The organism is Romboutsia timonensis, assembly GCF_900106845.1.
GTDB lineage: Bacteria > Bacillota > Clostridia > Peptostreptococcales > Peptostreptococcaceae > Romboutsia > Romboutsia timonensis.
In genome coordinates this window covers 49,655-72,063 of record NZ_LT629847.1, presented here as the reverse complement: position 1 = coordinate 72,063, position 22,409 = coordinate 49,655, and the positions used below count along the sequence as shown (strand labels likewise).

The following is a 22,409-nucleotide window of genomic DNA, read 5'->3' as shown; positions in this document are numbered from 1 at the left end:
ATGGAATTAAGAGATGAATTATTAGATAGTTTAATTCTTGATAATACCTACATCAAGCTTGAAGATTTAGATAAGAAAGACAAGCTAGAGAAAATAATACCTATAGTAAAAGATATGAAGATAGTTGGAGAGTGTAGATATCATGTAGTTGATGTGTATAAACACTCCCTATATTCATTAAAAGAATTAGAAGAAGATATGAGAGATGTAGACTTTTTTAGAAGTCATCTTAAAGATGAAATTAAATTATATCTAGAAGCTAAAGTTGATAATAAATTTAACAGATATCATATATTAAAATTAGGTTTATTTTTACATGATGCAGGAAAGCCGGGAAGTAAAACTACTGATAGTACAGGGAGAGTACATTTTAAAGGCCATGAAGTAATAGGGGAAAAAATTGGAGAAGAAATAGCTACCAATTTAAATTTATCTTTAATGGCTAAAGAATTACTATGTAAGTATATAAGGAACCATATGATACTTTTAGTTCTTTATAAAACTGATGATATGAGTAAAGAAAGATTATTTAAAATATTTGATGAACTAGGAGACGATACAATTGGAATAATGCTATTAGGATATGCAGATATAGTAGCAACTAGAAAATTATTAAATCCTAATGAAGATATGGGAGTAATCAAAACATATATGGAGTATGTACTTACAAATTATATATATAAGTATAAGCAAAATTAAAAGGCTATGAAAAGCTTAATATTAAATAAGCTTTTTATAGCCTTTTATCTTTAAAAATAAATTTATAATATAGACTTAGACTGAATTGGAGTTGATAATATAACATTAGTTTTAGTTGAGCCAACTTTTTTTATAGAGTCTATTACCTCTTCTAATTCATACATATCCTTAACTATAACCTTTAAAACAGAGCAATCATCTCCAGTTATATGATGACATTCTACTATTCTAGGATCTTTACGAGCCGATTCTATAAACTCGTTATATTTATTACTAGGTAAAGAAATATGAACGAATGCCTTTATAACTCTTCCTAAAGCATTAGGATTAACGATAGCTTTATATCCTTCTATAACCCCTGCTTCTTCTAGTCTTTTAACTCTTTCAGAAACAGCAGGAGAAGTTAAACCTACTATCTTTCCTAAATCTTTCATAGATATTCTACCTTCCTCTTGAAGGATTTCTATAATTTTGTAATCTGTAATATCCATAGTGTTGTCCCCCTTAATCATATTAAATAAATTTCTTTGAATCTATCATTTTAGTTTTTAAATACCAAAGATCTCTAGATAAATCTACCTTATAAGTTTGAGGATTTGAAAGTCTTCTATATTCTTCCCATAATGAATTAAGTTCATTATTTACATACTCTCTAATCTCCATAACATTTTTGTGTTTATATTTACATTCACCATTAATAAATAAAGGCTTAAGTAGTTCTTTAACTGTATAATTTTCAAAAGATTTAGTTTTCCATGTATATGTAGGATGGAATATAGTCAAAGGTTTACTTTCATCTATACTCTCGTTGTGTAACATAATTAAATCTGCTTCAGCTTTATTTTCTTCGTTATATATTCTAAATACTTTTTTATATCCAGGATTGCTTATCTTCTCAGGATCTTCTGATAGTTTTATTTTAGGCTCAAATTCTCCATCCTTAAATGAAGCAGCTAATTTATAAACTCCTCCAAGAGAAGGTGAATCAGCTGAAGTTATTAGTTTTGTACCAACACCCCAAGAATTTACAGAAGCACCATCAGCTTTTAATGAAGCTATTGTATATTCATCAAGGTCGTTAGATGCAGTTATGCTAATATCTGTAAAGCCTTCTTTATCTAAAGCATCTTTACACTGGTTAGATAAATATTTTAAATCTCCAGAATCTAATCTTATTCCTAAAGGTTTGTGTCCTTTTTCTCTTAAATCTTTAAAGACTTTTATAGCATTAGGAAGACCACTGTTTAATACATTATAAGTATCAACTAAAAGTAAGCATTTATCTGGATAAATATCAGCATAAGCTTTGAATGCTTCTATTTCAGTATCAAATTTTTGAATCCAACTATGAGCCTGAGTACCAACAACAGGTATATCAAACATTTTACCAGCTAAAACATTGGCAGTAGCTGAGCAACCACCAATAACAGCAGCTCTAGCTCCATATGTACCTGCATCAGGCCCTTGTGCACGGCGAAGACCAAACTCAAATACTGGATCTCCTTGGGCAGCAAAACATACTCTAGATGCTTTAGTTGCAATAAGTGATTGGAAATTAATTATTGTAAGTAAAGCTGTTTCTATAAGTTGTGCTTGATATAAAGGCGCTTTCACAGTAAGTATAGGTTCGTTAGGGAACATTATTGTTCCTTCTTCAACTGCATATATATCCCCTGTAAATTTAAAATCCTTTAAAAATGTTAAGAATTTATCAGAAAATAGATTTAAACTTTTTAAATAAGCTAAATCATCTTCTGAAAAATGAATGTTATTTATATACTCCACAAATTGTTCTATACCACAAACGATAGTATATCCGCCATTACACGCATTTTTTCTAAAGAACATATCAAAGATAACCATATCCTCATGAATGTTTTTTTCAAAATATCCGTTTAACATTGTAAGCTGATATAAGTCCGTAAGAAGTGTTAAATTTCTCATTGTATCTCTCCTTAATGTTAAAAAATTATAAAAAACCCCATAATTATACTAAAACATAATATAGTGGAAGTTTCAAGTATAAAGTAGAACACAAGCTTCATAAAATTATTAAGAAGGGGGGATTTCAATGGGAAAAATTTGGTTTTACATGATTTCTATAGGAATAGTAGGAAGTATAATAACTAATAACTTAGGGGAATTAAATAAAGTTATATTAAATGAAGCTTCAAGAGGTGTAGAGTTTGCAATAAGTTTAGCTGGAGTAATGGCTCTTTGGATGGGAATAATGAATATAGCTAAAGATTCAGGATTAATAGATAAGATAGGAAAAAAGCTAAATCCTATAATGAGAAGATTATTTCCGTCGATACCTAAGGGGCACAAGGCAATGTCTTACATGGTTATGAATATGGCACTTAATATGGTTGGGGCAGGTAATGGTGCAACAGCATTTGGACTCAAAGCAATGGAAGAATTACAGACTCTAAATAATAAAAAAGATACAGCTACTAATGATATGATTATGTTTTTAGTTATAAATATATCTTCAATTCAGATAATACCATTTACAATGCTTAAAATTAGGTTAGATATGGGAGCTCAAACTCCAAGTGATATTATACTTACAACATTATTTGCTACAACAATGTCTACTATAATAGCCGTGATATCTTGTAAGCTTTTGCAAGGGAGGAATAGGTAATGGAGTTATTTTCTAATATATTAGTACCACTTATAATACTTTACATAGTAATTTACGGAAAGTCTAAAAAAATAGATATATATGATAGTTTTGTAAAAGGCGCAGTTGATGGATTAAAATCAGCATGGTCAATAACACCGTACATAATAGGAATATTTTTAGCTATAGGAGTATTTAAAACAGGTGGGGGTATAGAAGCTCTTGAATTTATATTTAAGCCTATAGCGAATCTAATGAGTATACCAAAGGAATTAATAGGATTGATTATAGTTAAGCCATTATCTGGTAGTGGTGCTTTGGGTATGTATACTGAGCTTGCACAACGAGTGGGAGTGGATACTATTATTGAAAGAATGGGGGCTACGATAGTTGGTGCATCTGAAACAATATTTTATACTATGGCAATTTATTATGGTAGCTTAAAAATAAAAAATACTAGGCACACATTAACATGTGCTATGATAAGTCATATTGTAGGAGTTATAGCATCTGTATTTATATGCTATATAATGTTTGTGTAATGGAATTAGAGTATGATATAATTATATATTGAAATAGAAAAAACTATTTACATAGAATTTTAAATTTTTTATAATTAATTTTAAGATATTAAAAAATTAAGTTATAATAATATGTATAAAATATATTATTATAGTAAAATATACAAATGTACAAAGCTAAGAAGAGAAGAGTAAGTAATAACTTTTTCTACAGAGAGCTAGGATAGGTGAAAGCTAGCGTTAAAGGAATTATTGAAGATGGCCTCGGAGCTTTTTATCCGAATGATAGATTACCTATCTTTAAGATAAAACGATTGGACCCGTTATAGTCTGTTAAGATATCTAAATTATAGACATTATAAAAATTAATTTTAAAAGAAATTAATAATAAGCATATAATAAAATTTAGATAAATTAGGGTGGTACCGCGAATAATCTCGCCCCTATGCATGTTCATAGGAGGCGAGTTTTTTAATATTAATTTCTACATATGAGGAGGAAGTACAATGACAAAACCAAGTTTTTACGTAACAACTCCTATATATTACCCAAGTGGTAACTTACATATAGGACATACTTATACAACTGTTGCAGCAGATGCAATAGCAAGATTCAAGCGTTTCTGTGGATACGATGTAAAATTCTTAACAGGAACTGATGAGCACGGAGAAAAAATACAAAAGACTGCTAGAGAAAAAGGTATGACAGAAATAGAATACCTAGATGGAATGATAGCGGATATAAAGAAATTATGGAACACTATGGATATATCGTATGATGATTTCATAAGAACTACTCAAGATAGACATAAAGTTATAATACAGAAAATATTCACTAAGTTATATGAGCAAGGTGATATATATAAAGGTTCATATGAAGGAAGATATTGTACTCCATGTGAAAGTTTCTGGACTGAATCTCAATTATTAGAAGGAAATAAATGTCCAGACTGTGGAAGAGACACTTACATAGCTAAAGAAGAAGCTTATTTCTTTAAATTATCTAAATATGAAGATAGATTAAGAGAATTATTTGCTGATCCTAACTTCTGCTTCCCAGTATCAAGAAAGAACGAAATGGTTGCAAACTTCTTAGATAAAGGATTAGAAGATTTATGTGTAACTAGAACTACTTTCGACTGGGGTATAAAAGTACCATTTGACGAAAAACACGTTATATATGTTTGGGTAGATGCATTATGTAACTACATAACAGCTTTAGGATATATGAGTGAAAATGATGCTGATTATAAGAAATTCTGGCCAGCTAACGTTCATATAGTAGGTAAAGAAATAATGAGATTCCACACTATAATATGGCCTGCAATACTTATGGCATTAGGTGAAGAAGTGCCAACACAAGTATACGGACATGGTTGGATATTATTCGATAATGATAAGATGAGTAAATCAAAAGGAAATATAGTTTACCCTGAGCAAATGATAGAAAGATACGGAGTAGATGCATTAAAATACTTCTTATTAAGAGAATTTGCATTTGGACAAGATGGAAACTACACTCATAGAAACTTTGTAACAAGACTTAACTCAGACCTTGCTAATGACTTAGGAAACTTAGTAAGTAGAACTGTTTCTATGGTTGAAAAATACAATGATGGTATAATACCAATGGCAAATGTAGCTACTGCATTTGATGAAAGTTTAAAAGAAACTACTAAATTATCAGTAGAAAACTTTGAAATAGAGATGAACAAACTTCAATTTAATGAAGCTTTAGAATCTGCTTGGAAGTTAATAAGAAGAACTAACAAATATATAGATGAAACTATGCCTTGGGCTTTAGCTAAAGATGAAGCTAAAAAAGGTGAGTTAGATACAGTTTTATACAACTTATGTGAATCTATAAGAATAGTTGCTACATTAATAAATCCAATAATGAATGCAACAGCTGTTAAGATATACGACCAATTAGGAATAACTGATGAAAACTTAAAGACTTGGGAAAGTGTTAAGACTTTCGGACTTATAGGAGAAAACACTAAAGTTCATAAAGGTGAAGCTTTATTCCCAAGATTAGACATAGAAAAAGAAGTTGAAGAATTAAATGAATTATTCTCTGAAAAGAAAGATGAACCAAAGGAAGAGCTAATAGAGCACAAAGAGAATATAACAATAGATGACTTAGATAAAGTAGAACTTAGAGTAGGTAAAATATTAAGCTGTGAAAAACATCCAAAGGCTGATAGATTATTAGTATCTCAAGTTAAAGTTGGACCAGAAACAAGACAAATAGTATCTGGAATAGCTAAATGGTATAAGCCAGAAGAAATGGTTGGAAAAGACGTTATAGTTGTATGTAACCTAAAGCCAGTTAAGTTAAGAGGTGTTGAATCTCAAGGTATGATATTAGCTGCTGGAAATGACGGAGATGACTTAATAGTGCCAGTTGCAACTGGTGCAAATTCAGGATGCGAAGTTCGTTAAGGAGTGAAAACTATGTTATTTGACTCACATGCACATTTAAATGATGCAAGATTTGATGAAGATAGAGAAGCATTAATACAAAAATTACAAGAAGAGCACGTGGATTTAGTATTAAATCCAGGTGCTGATATAGAAACATCTATATCTAGTGTTGAGCTTGCTAATAAATATGACTTTATATATGCAGCAGTTGGAGTACATCCACATGATGTAAAAGACTTAGATGACACTGCTATAGATACATTAAGAAAATTAGCTACTGAAAATGAAAAGGTAGTTGCAATAGGAGAAATAGGATTAGATTATTACTATGATAATTCTCCTAGAGAAGTTCAAAAAGAATGGTTTAAAAAACAAATTGAACTTGCTAATGAATTAAAACTTCCAATAATAATACATGATAGAGATGCACATCAAGATACTTTTGAGATAATAAAAAATACTAAATCTCCTGAAATAGGATGTGTACTTCATTGCTATAGCGGAAATGTTGAGTTAGCAAAAGAATATGTAAAAATGGGATGTTATATTTCAATACCAGGAACAGTTACTTTCAAAAACAATAAGAAAACTAGAGAAGTAGCAAAAGAAATACCTTTAGAGTACTTATTAATAGAAACTGATTCTCCATATATGGCTCCAGAGCCACATAGAGGTAAAAGAAATGACCCATCATTAGTAGCATTTGTTGCAGACAAGATAGCTCAAGAGAAGGGGATATCTTATGAAAAAGTTTGTGAGGCTACTAAGGAAAATGCAAAGAGATTATTTAATATAAAATAGGTTAACATTTTATATTGAGATTAAATAAAAAAGGCTATGAAATAAAATCTTGAGTAAGATTATATATTTCATAGCTTTTACTTTATTAAAAATAGTAAAACTAATTTTTATAACATAATATTTTACAAAAATATTAATATAGTGTAATATATTTTAATGAAATTACAATCTTAGAGTGATATTTCTATACAAATAAAATACCTACTTCTAAAGAGAAGGAGGTGAAAAGGTATGGAAATTTTAAAATTATTATTAAATAATTCAGATACCATAATAATTGGTATGCTAACGTGTTATTTATATGATAAAATAAAAAATCACTCTAACGGCAATAAGAGTGACTTATAGAAATATTATAATTTAACTTATATAGTTCTTGTATAGAAATTATCACTCTACGGCAAAAGAGATTGTAATTTCTTTTTATTTTAATTATATTATAACATTTTTACATTAAAAATAAACTATAAAAATTTTAAATATAAGATTTTAAACTGTATTCTATTAAGAGCATATTGAAATATCTTTTAATGTATATGCTTATATTATGATATAAACTCGTTAAAAATAGATAATAAGATAAATATATAAACTTGATAAAAATACATATAAGGCTTAAAATATAAAGATGTTAAGTTAAAAATGAGCGGAAAAGGTGAATTTATATGATAAAAGAAATAATAGTAGTAGAAGGAAGAGATGACGTAACAGCAGTTAAAAGAGCATTAGATGCAGAGCTTATAACTACTGGTGGATTTGGATTTCCTAAAGGAGTAATGGAAAGAATAAAAGCAGCTCAAAAAAGAAGAGGTGTAATAATATTTACTGATCCAGATTTCGCAGGTGAGAAAATTAGAAAAAAAATAGCTGCAGAAGTACCAGGATGTAAACATGCATTCTTACCAAGAGAAGAAGCTAAGAAAGACGGCGATATAGGAATAGAAAATGCAAGTCCTAAAAGTATATTAGCAGCACTTGAAAGAGTAAGAACAGAAAGTACAGAAAAAAGAGAAGAATTTAAGCAAGTTGATTTAATAAGAAATGGACTTATAGGAAATGAAGATGCATCACATAGAAGAGATGAATTAGGAAAAATACTTGGAATAGGATACGGAAATGCAAAACAATTTCTAAGTAGATTAAATAACTATGGAGTTAGCAGAGAAGAATTTGAACAAGCATTAACTCAAATATAGTATAAGTTTTATTTTTATCAACAGATGTATCCATAGTGTCATAAAGGATATATTATTGTCAAAATGAAATGTTTAACAGACACGTCACTTAAGCGAATTTTTTTATTAGAATAACTTTAATTTAAATAGATTATAAGATTCACGATAGAGTGAAAATAAAATAAATAGGAGAATAATAATGGATAGACTTTCATCACATAGAGCTACAAAAGACGTTGTAGAGAAGCATGGCTTTAAATTTTCTAAATCATTAGGACAAAACTTCTTAATAGATGATAACGTAATCGACAGAATATTAGCAGGAGCTAGACTTTCTGAGGGTGATAAAATAATAGAAGTAGGTCCTGGGATAGGGACACTTACTAGAGAAATGGGAAAGGTAGCAGACAAAGTTGTAGCTATAGAAATAGATAAAACTTTAATACCTATTCTACGTGAAACATTAGGCGAATTTGATAACATTGAAGTAGTAAACCAAGATATATTAAAGGTTGATGTAGAAACATTAGTAAAAGAAAAGTTAGATGGAGGACCAGTTAAATTAGTTGCAAACCTTCCATACTATATAACAACTCCAATAGTTATGAAGTTCTTAGAAGAAGATATACCAGTTACTGACATAGTAGTAATGGTACAAAAGGAAGTTGCAGATAGAATGAATGCAGTACCATCAACAAAGGATTATGGTGCTTTATCAGTAGCTGTGCAATACTACTGTGACACAGAAATAGTTGCAAAAGCTCCAAGACATATGTTTATACCACAACCAAATGTAGATTCAACAGTTATAGGACTTCATGTAAGAGAAGAAAGAAAATATCCTGTAGATAATGAAGAGATATTCTTTAAAACTGTAAAAGCTGCCTTTGGACAAAGAAGAAAAACATTACTTAATGCATTAGGTGGACTAGGATTCTTAAGCAAAGATGATATAAAAGAAGTATTACAAATGGCTAATATAGATGAAAAAAGAAGAGGAGAAACTCTTTCAATAGAAGAATTTGCAACTCTTGCAAATGCAGTAAATACAAAAGTACCTTCAAAATAATTGAAGGTACTTTTTTTATATAATCACTCATATACTATCTAGAGAGATTATGTTAAGGGGGGATAAAAATGGCGACTAAAAGAAAATTTAAAAGAGATTATATAATTCTTGAAGCTAAGGATATGAACTTTAGATATAAAGAACGAGTTTTACCTAAAGCATTTGCTAAAGTAGAAATAAATGAAGAAAAAGCAGTAGTAGCCTTATATGTAGAGAACCTTAAATGCGTTAAAGATGGATATAAAGTAGTTGCTATACAAAGTGATTATGAAACATTAGACTTAGGTAATGTTGTTTTGAGTGAACAAGGAAAAGGAGAATTTGTTTTTGATTTAGAAAGAAATGACATAGAAATAAAAGGGATAGCATTGTTACATGAGAAACAAGTACCTCTTATTGGTTTTAAAGGAAATAAGATAGAAAATTATGAAGAAATATTATTTGCAGGTCAAGATGAATATGAAGAGGAATTTGATGACGAGCTTGATGATTTAGAAGATACAGAAGATATATACATTGATACTGAAGATGATGACGATGAATATGAATATGAAGAAATAGAGTATATAGAAATAGACGGTGATGATGACGATGAATATGAATATGAAGAGATAGAGTATATAGAAGTAGATGATGAACCTCAATATAATAGAGGTTATACATCTACTGTAGAAGAAGTTGAAGATGATAGCTATGATGAAGAGGAAGTTGAAGAGGTAAAAGAAGTTAAAAGAGAATATACAACAGTTCAAGAAAATCCAAAAGTAACTCCAAAACAACCAGATAAATACTCAAAATATAAAGAAAAGCAAAGAACAAATCAAAAAAGATACACAAAGACAGAAAGAAGAGAAGAAGAAAATCAAGATTATTCATATGACCCATCTAAAACTGCTGGAACATTATTAATGCCAAGACAAATTAAAAAGGGATTAAGACAATTCAAAGAAGTAATACCTTTTACAGGAGAGCCAATAGAAAATACTAGATGGTGGAAAATAGAGATAAATCCATTTACATTATCTGGATATACAATGCCGAATTTAGGTTATGTAAATACATTAAATTATACTATGTATAGTGATACAGTTATGAATTCATATAAATATAGACATTATTTATTTGGGGTACAATATGATGAATATAATAAGAGAAAAAATTATATTTATGCAATACCAGGTAAAAAAGATGAACAGCCAGATAAAGGCCATACAGGATTTACAACATACCAACCATGTGACACTAGAAGTGATAAATTAGGGTATTGGCTATGTTTTATAGATTCTAGAACAAGAAGAATTCTAAAATAAATCTAATAATAATTTATTAGTGAAAAAATTGACATATTGTTCTAAAAAATCTAAAATATATATATAACTATATATTTTGGAGGGGATAAAATGGTAAATAAACAAAGACTTATAGATGAATTTTTAGAATTAGTACAAATAGACAGTCCATCTTCTAAAGAAGGAAAAGTAGCTCAAGTTTTAGTTAAGAAGCTTGAAGAAATTGGCTGTGAAGTTATAATAGATAATGCTAGTGAAAAAACAGGGGGAGAAACAGGAAACGTAATAGCAACATTAAAAGGAAATAGAAGTGGTAAAAAAATATTATTCAGCTCTCATATGGACACAGTTAGCCCATCTATAGGTGTAAAACCAATAATAGACGAAGTTAATGGAATAATAAAGAGTGATGGGACTACAGTACTAGGTTCAGATGATAAAGCTGGTATAGCTGCAATACTAGAAGGTTTAAGAAATATAAAAGAAAATAACATAGATCATGCTGATATACAAGTAGTATTCTCTATATGGGAAGAGGGCGGATTACATGGAGCTAAAAATCTAGATTATTCTAAAATAGATGCAGAGTATGCATTTGTATTAGATAGTGGAGGATCTCCAGGAGAAATAATAGTAAAAGCACCTGCTCAAGATGCAATAAAGGTTAAGATAATAGGAAAACCAGCTCATGCAGGGCTTCAGCCAGAAAACGGAATAAGTGCTATAATGGTAGCAGCAAGAGCTATAGAAAATATGAAATTATTAAGAATAGATGAAGAAACTACTGCAAATATAGGTATAGTTAAAGGTGGAATAGCTACAAATATAGTTATGCCAGAATTAGAAATAGTTGCAGAAGCTAGAAGTTTAAGTGAAGAAAAATTAGATGCTCAAACTAATCATATGGTAGAAACATTTAAAAATGCTGCTAAAGAGTTTGGAGCAGAAATAGAAATAGAAGTTAAAAGAGCATATGGACCATTTAATATAGACGAAACTGATGAAATAGTTCAATTAGTTAAAAAAGCTTTCTCTAATATGAATATAGAAGGAAAAACAGCTTCTACAGGTGGAGGAAGTGATACTAATATATTAAATAAAAATGGAATAAAATCAGTAAACTTAGGAATAGGTATGAAAAAAGCACATACATTAGAAGAATATATAGCTATAGAAGATTTAATAAACTCTGCAGTGATTGTAGGAGAAATAATAAAAGAAGCATAATATATATATATATATAAGTACCTCAATAAATAGGATTTGAGGTACTTATTTTTTACGTATAAGGAAATTATATCATAACTATATTTATGGATAACATATGAATATAAGTAATATAAATAATTTTATAGACGTAAAAAATGATATTTTGAGCAACGGATGTATTCGCAGCGGTAGCAAGGATATATCGTTGGCGAAATGAGCGAAGCGAATTTTTTATGTGTATAAAATTATAAAATAGTAAATAGTATTTAAGTTATTTGACTATAATCAGAAAGTAAAAGATAAAAATTATATTAATTTCCAAGGAAATAAGGATAATAAGAATTATTACTTAAAAAATGAACAAAAAAGTAATATAATTACTTTATGACTACATAAGCTTAGGAGGATAGGAATGGCAAAAAAAAGAAAAATTAAAAAGAGTGTATTAGTGGCTATATCTATAGTTGCCTTCTTTATAATATATGGTCTTGCTTTTTATGCAGGTACATACTTAGATAATAAAGATAGACCTAAAGTAGAATCTAAAGAAGATGAAGAAATAGATAATAGACCACTTATGAAGCAATTAAGTAGCAAGAAAAAGATTTATATGTCTAATGAGGAAGTAGAAAATATAAAAGTAGATGAAATTTATTGGGATGAAGTAAAATATGAACTTACTAAATTTTCAAAAGTAAGGAAATCAGATAAACTCACACCAATATATACTGGATACTCTGATGATGGGGTAAGATTTTCAACAGATTTAAATCTTTTTAGAATATATACTGTAAATGAAGAAGTATATTATAAAATACCAGTATCTGAAAAAACAAGATTCGAAAAAGTTTTAAGTGGGAGTATATATACATCATTTGATTTTGTGAAAAAGTATAAAACATGGAAAAATGTAAGTGTATCTTATAATGATCAAAAGAAAACAATACATAAGTGGAAATATGATGATTTAGCATATAAGATGTCATCAAAAAGAATTGTTGGTAAAATACAACCAGAAAAGAATAAGGAAAGAAGTAAGTATAACTTTACTATAGATATACATGGTGATAACTATACTTTAAAAATAGAAACAATGGGTAAAGACTATGTAAAGATATCATCAGATAAGGGTGAAGCTTACTATGAAGTATCTATAGCACTATATGAGTATTTAAGAGAAGAGATATTTAAATTACCGTCAGATTCTGATGATTCAGAATAAATATAAAAAAAGGAGCAATCTAGCATTAAGATTAGCTCCTTTTTTATTTAAATATATATATATATAAGTATTATTTTTCTTCGACTAAAGCTTCAGCAACTTTGAATATAGGACCAGCTCCAGCTGTTATAACTAAGTCATTATTTTGAACATGTTTTCTTAAATACTCAGTTATATCCTCGAAATTACTTATATAAGTTGCATCTACATGATTTTGATATAATTTTTCAACTAAATCTTTAGAATGTATATCTCCTGGATCATTCTCTCTAGCAGCATAAATATCAGTTATAATAACCTTATCAGCAGAGTAGAATGCTTCAGCAAATTCATTTAATAAAGATTTTGTTCTAGTATAAGTATGTGGTTGGAATATACACCATAAAGTTGATTTCTTTAACTTTTTAGCAGCAGATAAAGTTGCCTTTAACTCTGTTGGATGGTGAGCATAATCATCAACAACTAATGCACCATTATAGCTACCCTTAACTTCAAATCTTCTACCAACTCCATTATAAGATTTTATATTTTTTCTTATAACTTCTAAATCAATATCAGAAACGTAAGAAGCAAGTATTGCAGCACTAGCATTATATATATTGTGTATTCCAGGAACAGAAAGTTCAAATCTACCTAAATCTTTTCCGTTAAAGCTTAAGTTAAACATTCCATATCCATTTTCATTAAATTCTATGTTTGAAATTACAGCATCATTAGATGGATTAGTACCATATTTAACTATAGTAGCTTTTACATCATATAATATATATTTTGTATTCTCATCGTCACCATTTATTATAAAATATCCGTTTTTAGGAAGAAGTTTTCCAAACTTGTTGAAAGAAGCTTTTATTTCATCTATACCAGAGAAATAATCAAGATGATCTTCTTCTATGTTTAAAACTATAGATATTTTTGGGTTGAAGTTAAGGAAACTATCAACATATTCACAGGCTTCTGTTATAAAGTGATCTGAATTACCTATCTTAACATTACCACCTATAACACTTAAATTACCACCAACTAATATAGTAGGGTCTAAATCAGCATATTCGAATATAGTAGACAGCATAGAAGTTGTTGAAGTTTTACCGTGAGTTCCAGATACTGCTATTGAGTTTTTATATTCTCTCATTATTTGACCTAAGAAAGCAGCTCTATCCATAGTAAGCTTATTTTTTTCTTTAGTAGCTATCATTTCAGGATTATCTTCATGAACAGCTGCAGTATAAATAACCATATCTACATCATCAGATATATGCTCTTTACTATGGCCGATAAATATTTTAGCACCTTGATTTCTTAGCTTATCTAAAAGATATGATTCATTCATATCTGAACCAGAAACTTGATAACCTTTGTTAATACAAATTTCCGCCAAAGCACTCATGCTAATACCGCCAATCCCTATAAAATGTATCTTCATAACAAAACCACCTTTCTTTATCAATTAAGTTCTACAATATGAACTATATTTGTGGTATAATATTAGAATGTTCAATATTATTTTAGAATAAATATACATATACTATATATATAATATATATTTAAAACTAAATAAACATAATTACTATTATATCATAATAGAAATAGTTGTGCATTATTTAGTTTAGGAGGTAAAACTAATGAAATTTAAAAGAACGGAAAGAATAGGAGCTATAGTTAAAATACTATCCGATAATCCAAATAAAATATTTACATTAAGCCACTTTACGAATCAATTTAATGCAGCAAAGTCAACAATAAGTGAAGACTTATTAGTAGTAAAAAACGTATTTGAAAAACTAGAATTAGGTAAAGTTATAACAATATCTGGAGCAGCAGGTGGAGTAAAATATATACCAAAAACATCTAAAGCTGAAAATGAGGAATTCTTACTAGATTTATGTCAAAAAATAAGTGATCCGTCAAGAATCCTATCTGGAGGATTTCTATACCTAATCGATTTAATATATAATCCTACAATAGTATCAAAAATAGGAAAAATAATGGCCTCAAATATAGATTATGCAGAAGCAGATTATGTTGTTACAATGGAAACTAAGGGAATTCCAATGGCACTTATGACAGCAAAGGCTATGAATTTACCACTTGTTATAATAAGAAAAGATATAAAAGTATCAGAAGGTCCGACTCTTAGCATGACATATGTAAGTGGAAACACATCAAAAGTTGAAAGTATGAGTTTACCAAGAAAAGCTCTAAAGCCAGACAGTAAAGTTATAATAATTGATGACTTTATGAGAGGTGGGGGAACTATAAAAGGTATGACAGATCTTATGACTGAATTTGGAGCAGAAGTTGTTGGAACGGGAGTATTTATATCGACAACTCAGCCAGAAGAAAAAATGGTTAAAAATTACATATCATTAATAGAATTAGATGTTCAAGGTGATAAAATATCAGTACAACCAAACTTAAAAACATTTAAAGATGAATATAAAAATGAAGATCATGAAGAAAATTATGATTTAGAAGATGTATTAGATGATACATATGAGGAATAAAACAAAAAATATATAAAAAATTTTAAAAAATAAAAAGGATATTTTAAAATAACCTAGAATTACTTATATTAAGAGACTAGATAGAAAAATAAATATATTATTTAAAGATTATATTTTGTCAAAATTAAAGGGGGATATTTAGAGATGAAGATAACTGACGTAAGAGTAAGAAAAATAACAGATGAAGGTAAAATGAAATGTATAGTTTCATTAACTTTTGATAACCTATTTGTAGTACATGACATAAAGGTTATAGAAGGTCATAATGGATTATTCATAGCAATGCCAAGCAGAAAAGTAGGAGAAGGAAACTTCAGAGATATAGCTCATCCTATAAATGCTGAAATGAGACAAGTAGTAGAAGATGCAGTATTAAAAGCTTACCATGAAACAGTAGCTCAACTAGAAGTTGCAGCTGAATAATTTTGAATAACGGATATATCTATAGCAATACTAAGGATATGTCGTTGGTAAGATGATTCAAGTTAATTTTTTGTTAAAATTAAATTATGAAAGAATATATATAAATTGTTAAGAGTCGAACTTTCGGCTCTTTTTTGTTGTTAAAGTCAGTAAACTTTGTTTAAATATATACTTTTTTGTAAAAAAGTGATATATTAGTTAGTAGAAATGAATGACATTGAATACTAATATGTAATTTTACATATTATACATATATAGGAAAATAATTAATGAATGGAGTGGGGACATGAATTTTAAAGCGATAATCCTTGCCGCTGGTAAAGGAACAAGAATGAAGTCTAAATATCCAAAGGTTGTACATAAAGTATGTGGTAAAGAAATGGTAAACCACGTAATAAGCGTTTCAAAAAAATCAGGGGTTAATGATATAGTTGCAATCTTAGGTCACGAATCTGATGTAGTAAAAGAAAAATTACCTAAAGACACTATGATAGCAATGCAAACAGATCAATTAGGAACAGGTCATGCAGTAATGATGGCTAAAGAATATATAAATGATAATGATACTATAGTTGTGCTTTGCGGAGATACACCTTTAGTAAAAGAAGAAACATTAAAAAGATTATTCGATTACCATATAGAACACGGATATCATGCAACAGTTCTTACAACTACAGTAGATAATCCAACTGGATATGGAAGAATAATAAGAGATGAAAACAAAGATCTACTTAAAATAGTAGAGCAAAAAGATGCTAATGAAGAAGAAAAGAAAGCAAAAGAAATAAATTCAGGAATATACTGCTTCAATGGGAAATCATTAAGAGAAAGTCTTGATTTATTAGATAACAACAATGCTCAAGGTGAATACTACCTAACAGATACAATCAAAATAATGAGAGATAAAGGTCAAAAAGTAGGGGCTTTCAATGGTTCTACAATAGAAGAACTAATGGGAGTTAATTCAAGAGTTGAATTATCAAAAGCTGAAGAAATAATGAGAAGAAGAATAAATGAATCTCATATGTTAAATGGAGTAACAATAATAGATGTTAACTCAACTTATATAGAAGCAGATGTAGAAATAGGAAATGATACTATAGTATATCCTGGAGCAATGCTTAGAGGAAATACTAAAATAGGAACAAACTGTGTAATAGGAATGAATTGTAGTATAACAAATTCTCAAATAGGAAATTATACAGAAGTACAAAGTTCAACAATAGTAGATAGTACTGTTGGAGAAAATACTACAGTAGGACCATATGCATACTTAAGACCAAATAGTAATATAGGAAACAATGTTAAAATAGGAGACTTCGTAGAAGTTAAAAATGCTACTATAGAAGATAACTCTAAAGCATCACACTTATCATATATAGGAGATGCACACGTTGGTAAGGATGTAAATATAGGATGCGGAGTAGTATTTGTAAACTACGATGGCAAAAATAAATTTAAATCAACAGTTAAAGATGGAGCATTTATAGGCTCAAATTCTAACTTAGTTGCACCAGTTACTGTAGAAGAAAAGGGATACGTAGCTACAGGATCAACTATAACTAATGATGTTCCACAAGGAGCATTAGCAGTAGCCAGAGAAAGACAAGTGATAAAAGAAGGCTGGGTAGCAAAAAAGGAAGAAAGAGATAACAATAAATAGCAACTAAATAGCTTATTATTTAAGGCAAAACGCCTAAGTTTTAATAAATAAATTGTTTTTAAAGTTTTGGGAGGATACAAATGAACACTAGCGGAAGTGAAATCAAAATACTTGCAGGTAATTCATCTAAAGAATTAGCTCAAAAAATAGCTGATTACATAGGTGTACCTTTAGCAGATTGTGAAGTAGGTACATTTAGTGATGGCGAAATAAGCGTAAACATGAATGAAACAGTAAGAGGATGCGATGTTTTCGTAGTTCAATCAACTAATAGCCCAGTAAATGAAAATTTAATGGAATTATTAATAATGATAGATGCATTAAAAAGAGCATCAGCAGGAAGAATAACAGCAGTTATTCCTTACTACGGATATGCAAGACAAGATAGAAAAGCTAAGGCAAGAGATCCAATCACAGCTAAATTAGTTGCAAACTTAATAACAGCAGCAGGAGCAGATAGAGTTTTAACTATGGATTTACATGCTGCACAAATACAAGGATACTTTGATATACCACTAGATCATTTACAAGGTGGTGCAATATTAGCAGACTACTTCAACAGCAAAAACATAGAAGATTTAGTAGTAGTATCTCCTGACTTAGGAAGTGTTACAAGATCTAGAAAATTTGCTAATGGATTAGATGGAGATGTCCCTCTAGCTATAATAGACAAGAGAAGACCAAAAGCTAACGTATGTGAAATAATGAACATAATAGGCGATGTTAAAGATAAAAATGTTATATTATTAGATGATATGATAGATACAGCAGGAACAATATGTAATGCTGCTAATGCACTTAAAGAATTTGGTGCTAAAGAAGTTTACGCTTGTTGTACACATGCAGTATTATCAGGTCCAGCAATAGAAAGAATAGAAGCTTCTGCTATAAGTGAGTTAATAGTTCTTGATACTATACAACTTCCTGAAGAAAAGAAGATAGATAAGATACAAATAAAAACTGTTGCACATTTATTTGGAGATGCAATAAAGAAAATATTCGCTAACGAATCTATAAGTCAATTATTTTAATTAATGAATACACCTTATTTTATAATAGGGTGTATTTTTATGCTATAAATTTCTATATTAATTAAAATATTCATTAAACCTTATATTTATGATGCAGGAATAATAAAAAATATTATGAATAAAAGGTTATATAATTAAATTTATGATAATAGCTTTTTTATGCTAGGAATATTTATGAAAAATATGGTTATAAAATAAAGTATATTTGATAATATAAAATTATAAAATAAGCCATATGATAAGGGGAATTAATGTGAACATACATGATTTATTAAAAAAATCAATAGAATTAGGTGCATCAGATATACATATAACAATAAACAGCACACCAATAGCAAGAGTAAAAGGTTCTTTCGTAAACTTATCAGAAACAGTATTAACAAAAGAACACACACAAGCTATGACAAGAGAAATAGCAGGAGAAAAGAACTTTAAAAGAATAGAAGAAGATGGAGAATGTGACTTCTCAGTTTCAATAGAATCTGGAGAAAGATTCAGAGTAAATGCCTATAAACAAAAAGGAAACTTTGCAATAGCAATAAGAACAATAACATCACATATACCAGACTTTGATACTTTAGGACTTCCAGAAGTTTTAAAAAATTTTGCAGAAAAGCACAAAGGTTTAGTACTTGTAACAGGTCCAACAGGAAGTGGTAAAAGTACAACTTTAGCAAGTTTAATAAACATAATAAATGAAAATCAACAAAGACATATAATAACATTAGAAGACCCAATAGAATACGTACATGATCACAAGCAAAGTTTAGTAAACCAAAGAGAAATAGGACAAGATACAGAAAGTTTTAACTCTGCATTAAGAGCAATACTTCGTCAAGACCCTGATGTTATACTTGTAGGGGAGATGCGTGACCCTGAAACTATATCAATAGCATTAACTGCAGCAGAAACAGGTCACTTAGTTTTCTCGACTTTACATACAGTAGGAGCAGCGAAAACTATAGACAGAATAGTTGATATGTTCCCATCAGAGCAACAACAACAAGTTAGAACTCAGTTATCAACTGTTTGTGAAGGAGTTGTATCTCAACAGCTTATAAAAACTATAGATGGAAGAAAAAGAGTTGCAGCATTAGAGGTAATGGTAGCAAATCCAGCTATAAGAAACCTTATAAGAGAAAACAAGACTTATCAAATACAAAACATAATACAAACAGGAAGTAAACAAGGAATGCAGTCTATGGACCAAGAGCTAGTTAACTTATATAGAAGAGGTCTTATATCTAGAGATAGTGTATTAAGTAGATGTACAGACTATGAGTTTACAAGTAGATTAGTGGGAGAAAGATATTAATTATGTACATATATTTTGCGATAGTATCATTCATAATTGGAGCATCATTAGGTAGTTTTTTCAATGTATGTATTTACAGAATACCAAATAAAAAATCAGTAGTTAATCCACCTTCACACTGCTATAACTGTAATACTAGATTAAAGCCATTAGATTTAGTACCAATATTAAGTTGGACTTTATTAAGAGGAAAGTGTAGATATTGTGGACAAAAGATAAGTCCAAGATATGCTTTAGTAGAGTTATTAACAGGAATATTGTTTGTATTAGTGTATATTGTGTATGGACCAAATATAATAACTTTATATTACTCATTATTAGTATCTTTATTAGTAATAATAACATTTATAGATTTAGACCATTACATAATACCTGATGAACTAATAATATTTGGCTCATTAGGAGCGGTAATCTTCAATATATTAGGACAAGGAATAAGCATAAAAGATAGCTTATTAGGAGGTCTAATATGTGGAGGAGGAATGTTAGTTTTAATCTATTTAATAGAGCTTATAATAAAGAAAGAAGTAATGGGTGGTGGAGATATAAAGCTATTCGGTATGGTAGGACTATTTTTAGGAATAAAACTAGGTTTACTTACAATACTTTTAAGTGTTTATGTTGGAGCTATTTATGGAGTAGCTACTATAATATATAGTAAGATTAAGAAAAAAGAATTTAATTCAATGATACCTTATGGACCGTTTATATCTGTGGGGGCATTGATAAGTATCTTATATGGTACAAATATAATAAACTGGTATATTGGATTATTCTAATATACCAGTTTTTATGGTATAATTAAAATTCGAGAAATTACAATCTATAGGGTGTGAGTTTTCATATTAAAGCCTAATTCCATTTTTCATGGAAGGAGGTGAAATATATGGATAAACTTAAGATACTTAAAGAAATAGCTATAATATGTATTATATTTACATATTGTATTTCTATAATAATAGATTCTTACATAAAGTTAAGAGAATTTATTTGTAAAAGTAAAAACCACCCTAAAGCCAAGAAGGGTGGACATAAAAATTAGAAAATAATTTATATGAAAATCACACTCTACCGCTAAATAGGTTGTGATTTCTTTTTATATTTATATTATATCATAAAATATATTAAAATAAACATATTTGAAATTGTAAAAATAGGATTTATAGATGATTACAAAAAATACATAAAGTTAATAATATTAGTAGCCTACTACTATTATTAAACTTATGATATATATAATATTAATTGCAATAATAATGTCATATATTTGTAGCAATCAAATTTATAAAATCTGTGATGAACTGACAAAAACAAAATCTAATACAATAATAATTTATATCCTAATGATTTTATCAATGGTCCTAACTTATCAAAAGTATGGAATAACACAACAATCAATAAAATACTTATCACTAATACCATTTATAATCATAATTTCAATAATAGACTATCATACAACATACATATATGATATAACGATACTTAGTGGTATAATAATTCAAGGTGGAATATTTTTAATATCACCAGACGCTAAAACATACATAACATCACTGTTAGTAGGAATTATAATACCATACATATTAGCTAAAGTAACTAAAGGATTAGGTGAAGGTGACATAGGTCTTTATGGCTTATGTTGTTTTGTGTTAGGTAAAAATTATTCAATATACCTAATATTCTTATCCTTTATATTAGCATCAATATATTGTATGTATATACTTTTAACAAAAAGTGATAAAATAAGAAAAATACCATTTGCACCATTTATATCACTAGCAACAATTTTAATAATATTAACCAATTTTGATATACTCAATTTTTGGTTTAACATAATAAGTAATTAAGGAGGAATACTATGTACGTAGTAGTAGGTTTAGGAAACCCTGGAAAGCAATATGAAAATACAAGACATAACGTAGGATTTAATGTTATAGATATTTTAGCAAAGGAATATGACATATCTGTGACGAAAATAAAACATAAGGCATTAATAGGAGAAGGAAGAATAGGTTCTGAGAAAGTTCTTTTAGTTAAGCCACAAACATATATGAATTTAAGTGGTGAAACATTAATAGATATATATAAGTACTATAAGGTTGATTTGGACAATATAATAGTAATATATGATGATATAGATTTAGATGTTGGAAAGCTAAGAATAAGAAAAAAGGGAAGTGCAGGAACTCATAATGGTATGAGATCTATAGTAAAATGCTTAGGGTCTGGAGACTTCCCAAGAGTAAGAGTAGGAGTTTCAAAACCTATGAAAGGGCAAGATTTAGCTGATTTTGTACTTTCTAGATTTAGAAAAGAAGAACAAGCTGACTTGGAGATAGGTCTTGAAAAAGCTTATAAAGCAGTAGAAGCTATGATTAAGGAAAATGTAGACATCGCTATGAATAAATACAATGGATAATGAGAGGGGAATTTAAT

The 22,409-nt window shown here is 28.8% G+C and carries 22 protein-coding genes and 1 other annotated feature; of the genes, 19 read left to right on the top strand and 3 right to left on the bottom strand.

The features are described from left to right. Positions 1-699, top strand: coding sequence for an HD domain-containing protein (locus BN7997_RS00870; RefSeq protein ID WP_071118997.1), 699 nt, complete (start codon positions 1-3; stop codon positions 697-699). Between the two features lie 62 nt (positions 700-761). Here the strand turns inward: BN7997_RS00870 and BN7997_RS00865 are convergent, their stop codons facing one another. Continuing rightward, positions 762-1,190, bottom strand: a complete 429-nt coding sequence (locus BN7997_RS00865) for an Lrp/AsnC family transcriptional regulator (protein WP_071118996.1) — start codon at positions 1,188-1,190, stop codon at positions 762-764. A 22-nt stretch (positions 1,191-1,212) separates the two neighbouring features. Continuing rightward, entirely contained in the window at positions 1,213-2,643 is a 1,431-nt protein-coding gene (locus BN7997_RS00860; RefSeq protein WP_071118995.1) for a nicotinate phosphoribosyltransferase, read from the bottom strand. Positions 2,644-2,770: 127 nt separating this feature from the next. On the opposite strand from BN7997_RS00860, the gene BN7997_RS00855 reads away from it, so the two are divergent. The 9 genes from BN7997_RS00855 (at position 2,771) to BN7997_RS00815 (ending at position 13,037) form a co-directional block, all read left to right on the top strand. Then, complete coding sequence (locus BN7997_RS00855) at positions 2,771-3,346, top strand: nucleoside recognition domain-containing protein (RefSeq protein WP_071118994.1); 576 nt, start codon at positions 2,771-2,773, stop codon at positions 3,344-3,346. Then, positions 3,346-3,867 carry a spore maturation protein gene (locus BN7997_RS00850; protein WP_071118993.1) on the top strand — a complete coding sequence of 174 codons (522 nt, stop codon included), beginning with the start codon at positions 3,346-3,348 and terminating at the stop codon, positions 3,865-3,867. Before BN7997_RS00855 ends, BN7997_RS00850 begins: the two co-directional genes overlap by 1 nt. Before the next feature lie 149 nt (positions 3,868-4,016). Next, positions 4,017-4,294, top strand: a binding site (T-box leader). 58 nt (positions 4,295-4,352) lie between these two features. Then, on the top strand, positions 4,353-6,290 hold the full coding sequence (metG, locus tag BN7997_RS00845; RefSeq protein WP_071118992.1) for a methionine--tRNA ligase: 1,938 nt from the start codon (positions 4,353-4,355) through the stop codon (positions 6,288-6,290). 12 nt (positions 6,291-6,302) lie between these two features. After that, positions 6,303-7,073 carry a TatD family hydrolase gene (locus BN7997_RS00840; protein ID WP_071118991.1) on the top strand — a complete coding sequence of 257 codons (771 nt, stop codon included), beginning with the start codon at positions 6,303-6,305 and terminating at the stop codon, positions 7,071-7,073. Between the two features lie 665 nt (positions 7,074-7,738). Beyond that, positions 7,739-8,269 carry a ribonuclease M5 gene (gene rnmV / locus BN7997_RS00835; protein ID WP_071118990.1) on the top strand — a complete coding sequence of 177 codons (531 nt, stop codon included), beginning with the start codon at positions 7,739-7,741 and terminating at the stop codon, positions 8,267-8,269. Between the two features lie 178 nt (positions 8,270-8,447). Beyond that, on the top strand, positions 8,448-9,317 hold the full coding sequence (gene rsmA / locus BN7997_RS00830; protein WP_071118989.1) for a 16S rRNA (adenine(1518)-N(6)/adenine(1519)-N(6))-dimethyltransferase RsmA: 870 nt from the start codon (positions 8,448-8,450) through the stop codon (positions 9,315-9,317). A 68-nt stretch (positions 9,318-9,385) separates the two neighbouring features. Continuing rightward, positions 9,386-10,627, top strand: coding sequence for a hypothetical protein (locus BN7997_RS15515; protein ID WP_071118988.1), 1,242 nt, complete (start codon positions 9,386-9,388; stop codon positions 10,625-10,627). 90 nt (positions 10,628-10,717) lie between these two features. Beyond that, positions 10,718-11,833: a M20/M25/M40 family metallo-hydrolase gene (locus BN7997_RS00820; RefSeq protein ID WP_071118987.1), complete on the top strand. Its 1,116-nt coding sequence runs from the start codon at positions 10,718-10,720 to the stop codon at positions 11,831-11,833. A 394-nt stretch (positions 11,834-12,227) separates the two neighbouring features. Beyond that, on the top strand, positions 12,228-13,037 hold the full coding sequence (locus BN7997_RS00815; protein WP_071118986.1) for a hypothetical protein: 810 nt from the start codon (positions 12,228-12,230) through the stop codon (positions 13,035-13,037). Between the two features lie 70 nt (positions 13,038-13,107). On the opposite strand, the gene murC is transcribed toward BN7997_RS00815, so the two are convergent. Then, the gene (murC, locus tag BN7997_RS00810) at positions 13,108-14,463 is read right to left on the bottom strand and encodes a UDP-N-acetylmuramate--L-alanine ligase (RefSeq protein WP_071118985.1); all 1,356 of its coding nucleotides are present in this window, start codon (positions 14,461-14,463) and stop codon (positions 13,108-13,110) included. Positions 14,464-14,662: 199 nt separating this feature from the next. On the opposite strand from murC, the gene purR reads away from it, so the two are divergent. The 9 genes from purR to pth all read left to right on the top strand — a co-directional run bounded on the left by purR (position 14,663) and on the right by pth (position 22,392). Beyond that, positions 14,663-15,544 carry a pur operon repressor gene (gene purR / locus BN7997_RS00805; protein ID WP_071118984.1) on the top strand — a complete coding sequence of 294 codons (882 nt, stop codon included), beginning with the start codon at positions 14,663-14,665 and terminating at the stop codon, positions 15,542-15,544. 144 nt (positions 15,545-15,688) lie between these two features. Then, positions 15,689-15,967: a septation regulator SpoVG gene (spoVG, locus tag BN7997_RS00800; protein ID WP_071118983.1), complete on the top strand. Its 279-nt coding sequence runs from the start codon at positions 15,689-15,691 to the stop codon at positions 15,965-15,967. Between the two features lie 286 nt (positions 15,968-16,253). After that, positions 16,254-17,630: a bifunctional UDP-N-acetylglucosamine diphosphorylase/glucosamine-1-phosphate N-acetyltransferase GlmU gene (gene glmU / locus BN7997_RS00795; protein ID WP_071118982.1), complete on the top strand. Its 1,377-nt coding sequence runs from the start codon at positions 16,254-16,256 to the stop codon at positions 17,628-17,630. A gap of 80 nt (positions 17,631-17,710) precedes the next feature. Continuing rightward, positions 17,711-18,661, top strand: coding sequence for a ribose-phosphate diphosphokinase (locus BN7997_RS00790; protein ID WP_071118981.1), 951 nt, complete (start codon positions 17,711-17,713; stop codon positions 18,659-18,661). A gap of 253 nt (positions 18,662-18,914) precedes the next feature. Beyond that, a complete protein-coding gene (locus BN7997_RS00785; protein ID WP_071118980.1) occupies positions 18,915-19,976 on the top strand; it encodes a type IV pilus twitching motility protein PilT in 1,062 nt (353 codons plus the stop codon). A 2-nt stretch (positions 19,977-19,978) separates the two neighbouring features. Then, a complete protein-coding gene (locus BN7997_RS00780; RefSeq protein WP_071118979.1) occupies positions 19,979-20,755 on the top strand; it encodes a prepilin peptidase in 777 nt (258 codons plus the stop codon). Between the two features lie 107 nt (positions 20,756-20,862). After that, positions 20,863-21,018: a hypothetical protein gene (locus BN7997_RS15510; protein ID WP_154665230.1), complete on the top strand. Its 156-nt coding sequence runs from the start codon at positions 20,863-20,865 to the stop codon at positions 21,016-21,018. A 184-nt stretch (positions 21,019-21,202) separates the two neighbouring features. Next, on the top strand, positions 21,203-21,820 hold the full coding sequence (locus BN7997_RS00775) for a prepilin peptidase (RefSeq protein WP_071118978.1): 618 nt from the start codon (positions 21,203-21,205) through the stop codon (positions 21,818-21,820). An 11-nt stretch (positions 21,821-21,831) separates the two neighbouring features. Then, positions 21,832-22,392, top strand: a complete 561-nt coding sequence (gene pth / locus BN7997_RS00770) for an aminoacyl-tRNA hydrolase (protein WP_071118977.1) — start codon at positions 21,832-21,834, stop codon at positions 22,390-22,392. Positions 22,393-22,409: the final 17 nt, after the last annotated feature.

Excerpts from the sequence above, each read along its gene's own strand:
- BN7997_RS00870 (WP_071118997.1), top strand. The coding sequence starts at position 1 with ATGGAATTAAGAGATGAATTATTAGATAGTTTAATTCTTGATAATACC.
- BN7997_RS00865 (WP_071118996.1), bottom strand. The coding sequence starts at position 1,190 with ATGGATATTACAGATTACAAAATTATAGAAATCCTTCAAGAGGAAGGT.
- BN7997_RS00860 (WP_071118995.1), bottom strand. The coding sequence starts at position 2,643 with ATGAGAAATTTAACACTTCTTACGGACTTATATCAGCTTACAATGTTA.
- BN7997_RS00855 (WP_071118994.1), top strand. The coding sequence starts at position 2,771 with ATGGGAAAAATTTGGTTTTACATGATTTCTATAGGAATAGTAGGAAGT.
- BN7997_RS00850 (WP_071118993.1), top strand. The coding sequence starts at position 3,346 with ATGGAGTTATTTTCTAATATATTAGTACCACTTATAATACTTTACATA.
- metG (WP_071118992.1), top strand. The coding sequence starts at position 4,353 with ATGACAAAACCAAGTTTTTACGTAACAACTCCTATATATTACCCAAGT.
- BN7997_RS00840 (WP_071118991.1), top strand. The coding sequence starts at position 6,303 with ATGTTATTTGACTCACATGCACATTTAAATGATGCAAGATTTGATGAA.
- rnmV (WP_071118990.1), top strand. The coding sequence starts at position 7,739 with ATGATAAAAGAAATAATAGTAGTAGAAGGAAGAGATGACGTAACAGCA.
- rsmA (WP_071118989.1), top strand. The coding sequence starts at position 8,448 with ATGGATAGACTTTCATCACATAGAGCTACAAAAGACGTTGTAGAGAAG.
- BN7997_RS15515 (WP_071118988.1), top strand. The coding sequence starts at position 9,386 with ATGGCGACTAAAAGAAAATTTAAAAGAGATTATATAATTCTTGAAGCT.
- BN7997_RS00820 (WP_071118987.1), top strand. The coding sequence starts at position 10,718 with ATGGTAAATAAACAAAGACTTATAGATGAATTTTTAGAATTAGTACAA.
- BN7997_RS00815 (WP_071118986.1), top strand. The coding sequence starts at position 12,228 with ATGGCAAAAAAAAGAAAAATTAAAAAGAGTGTATTAGTGGCTATATCT.
- murC (WP_071118985.1), bottom strand. The coding sequence starts at position 14,463 with ATGAAGATACATTTTATAGGGATTGGCGGTATTAGCATGAGTGCTTTG.
- purR (WP_071118984.1), top strand. The coding sequence starts at position 14,663 with ATGAAATTTAAAAGAACGGAAAGAATAGGAGCTATAGTTAAAATACTA.
- spoVG (WP_071118983.1), top strand. The coding sequence starts at position 15,689 with ATGAAGATAACTGACGTAAGAGTAAGAAAAATAACAGATGAAGGTAAA.
- glmU (WP_071118982.1), top strand. The coding sequence starts at position 16,254 with ATGAATTTTAAAGCGATAATCCTTGCCGCTGGTAAAGGAACAAGAATG.
- BN7997_RS00790 (WP_071118981.1), top strand. The coding sequence starts at position 17,711 with ATGAACACTAGCGGAAGTGAAATCAAAATACTTGCAGGTAATTCATCT.
- BN7997_RS00780 (WP_071118979.1), top strand. The coding sequence starts at position 19,979 with ATGTACATATATTTTGCGATAGTATCATTCATAATTGGAGCATCATTA.
- BN7997_RS15510 (WP_154665230.1), top strand. The coding sequence starts at position 20,863 with ATGGATAAACTTAAGATACTTAAAGAAATAGCTATAATATGTATTATA.
- BN7997_RS00775 (WP_071118978.1), top strand. The coding sequence starts at position 21,203 with ATGATATATATAATATTAATTGCAATAATAATGTCATATATTTGTAGC.
- pth (WP_071118977.1), top strand. The coding sequence starts at position 21,832 with ATGTACGTAGTAGTAGGTTTAGGAAACCCTGGAAAGCAATATGAAAAT.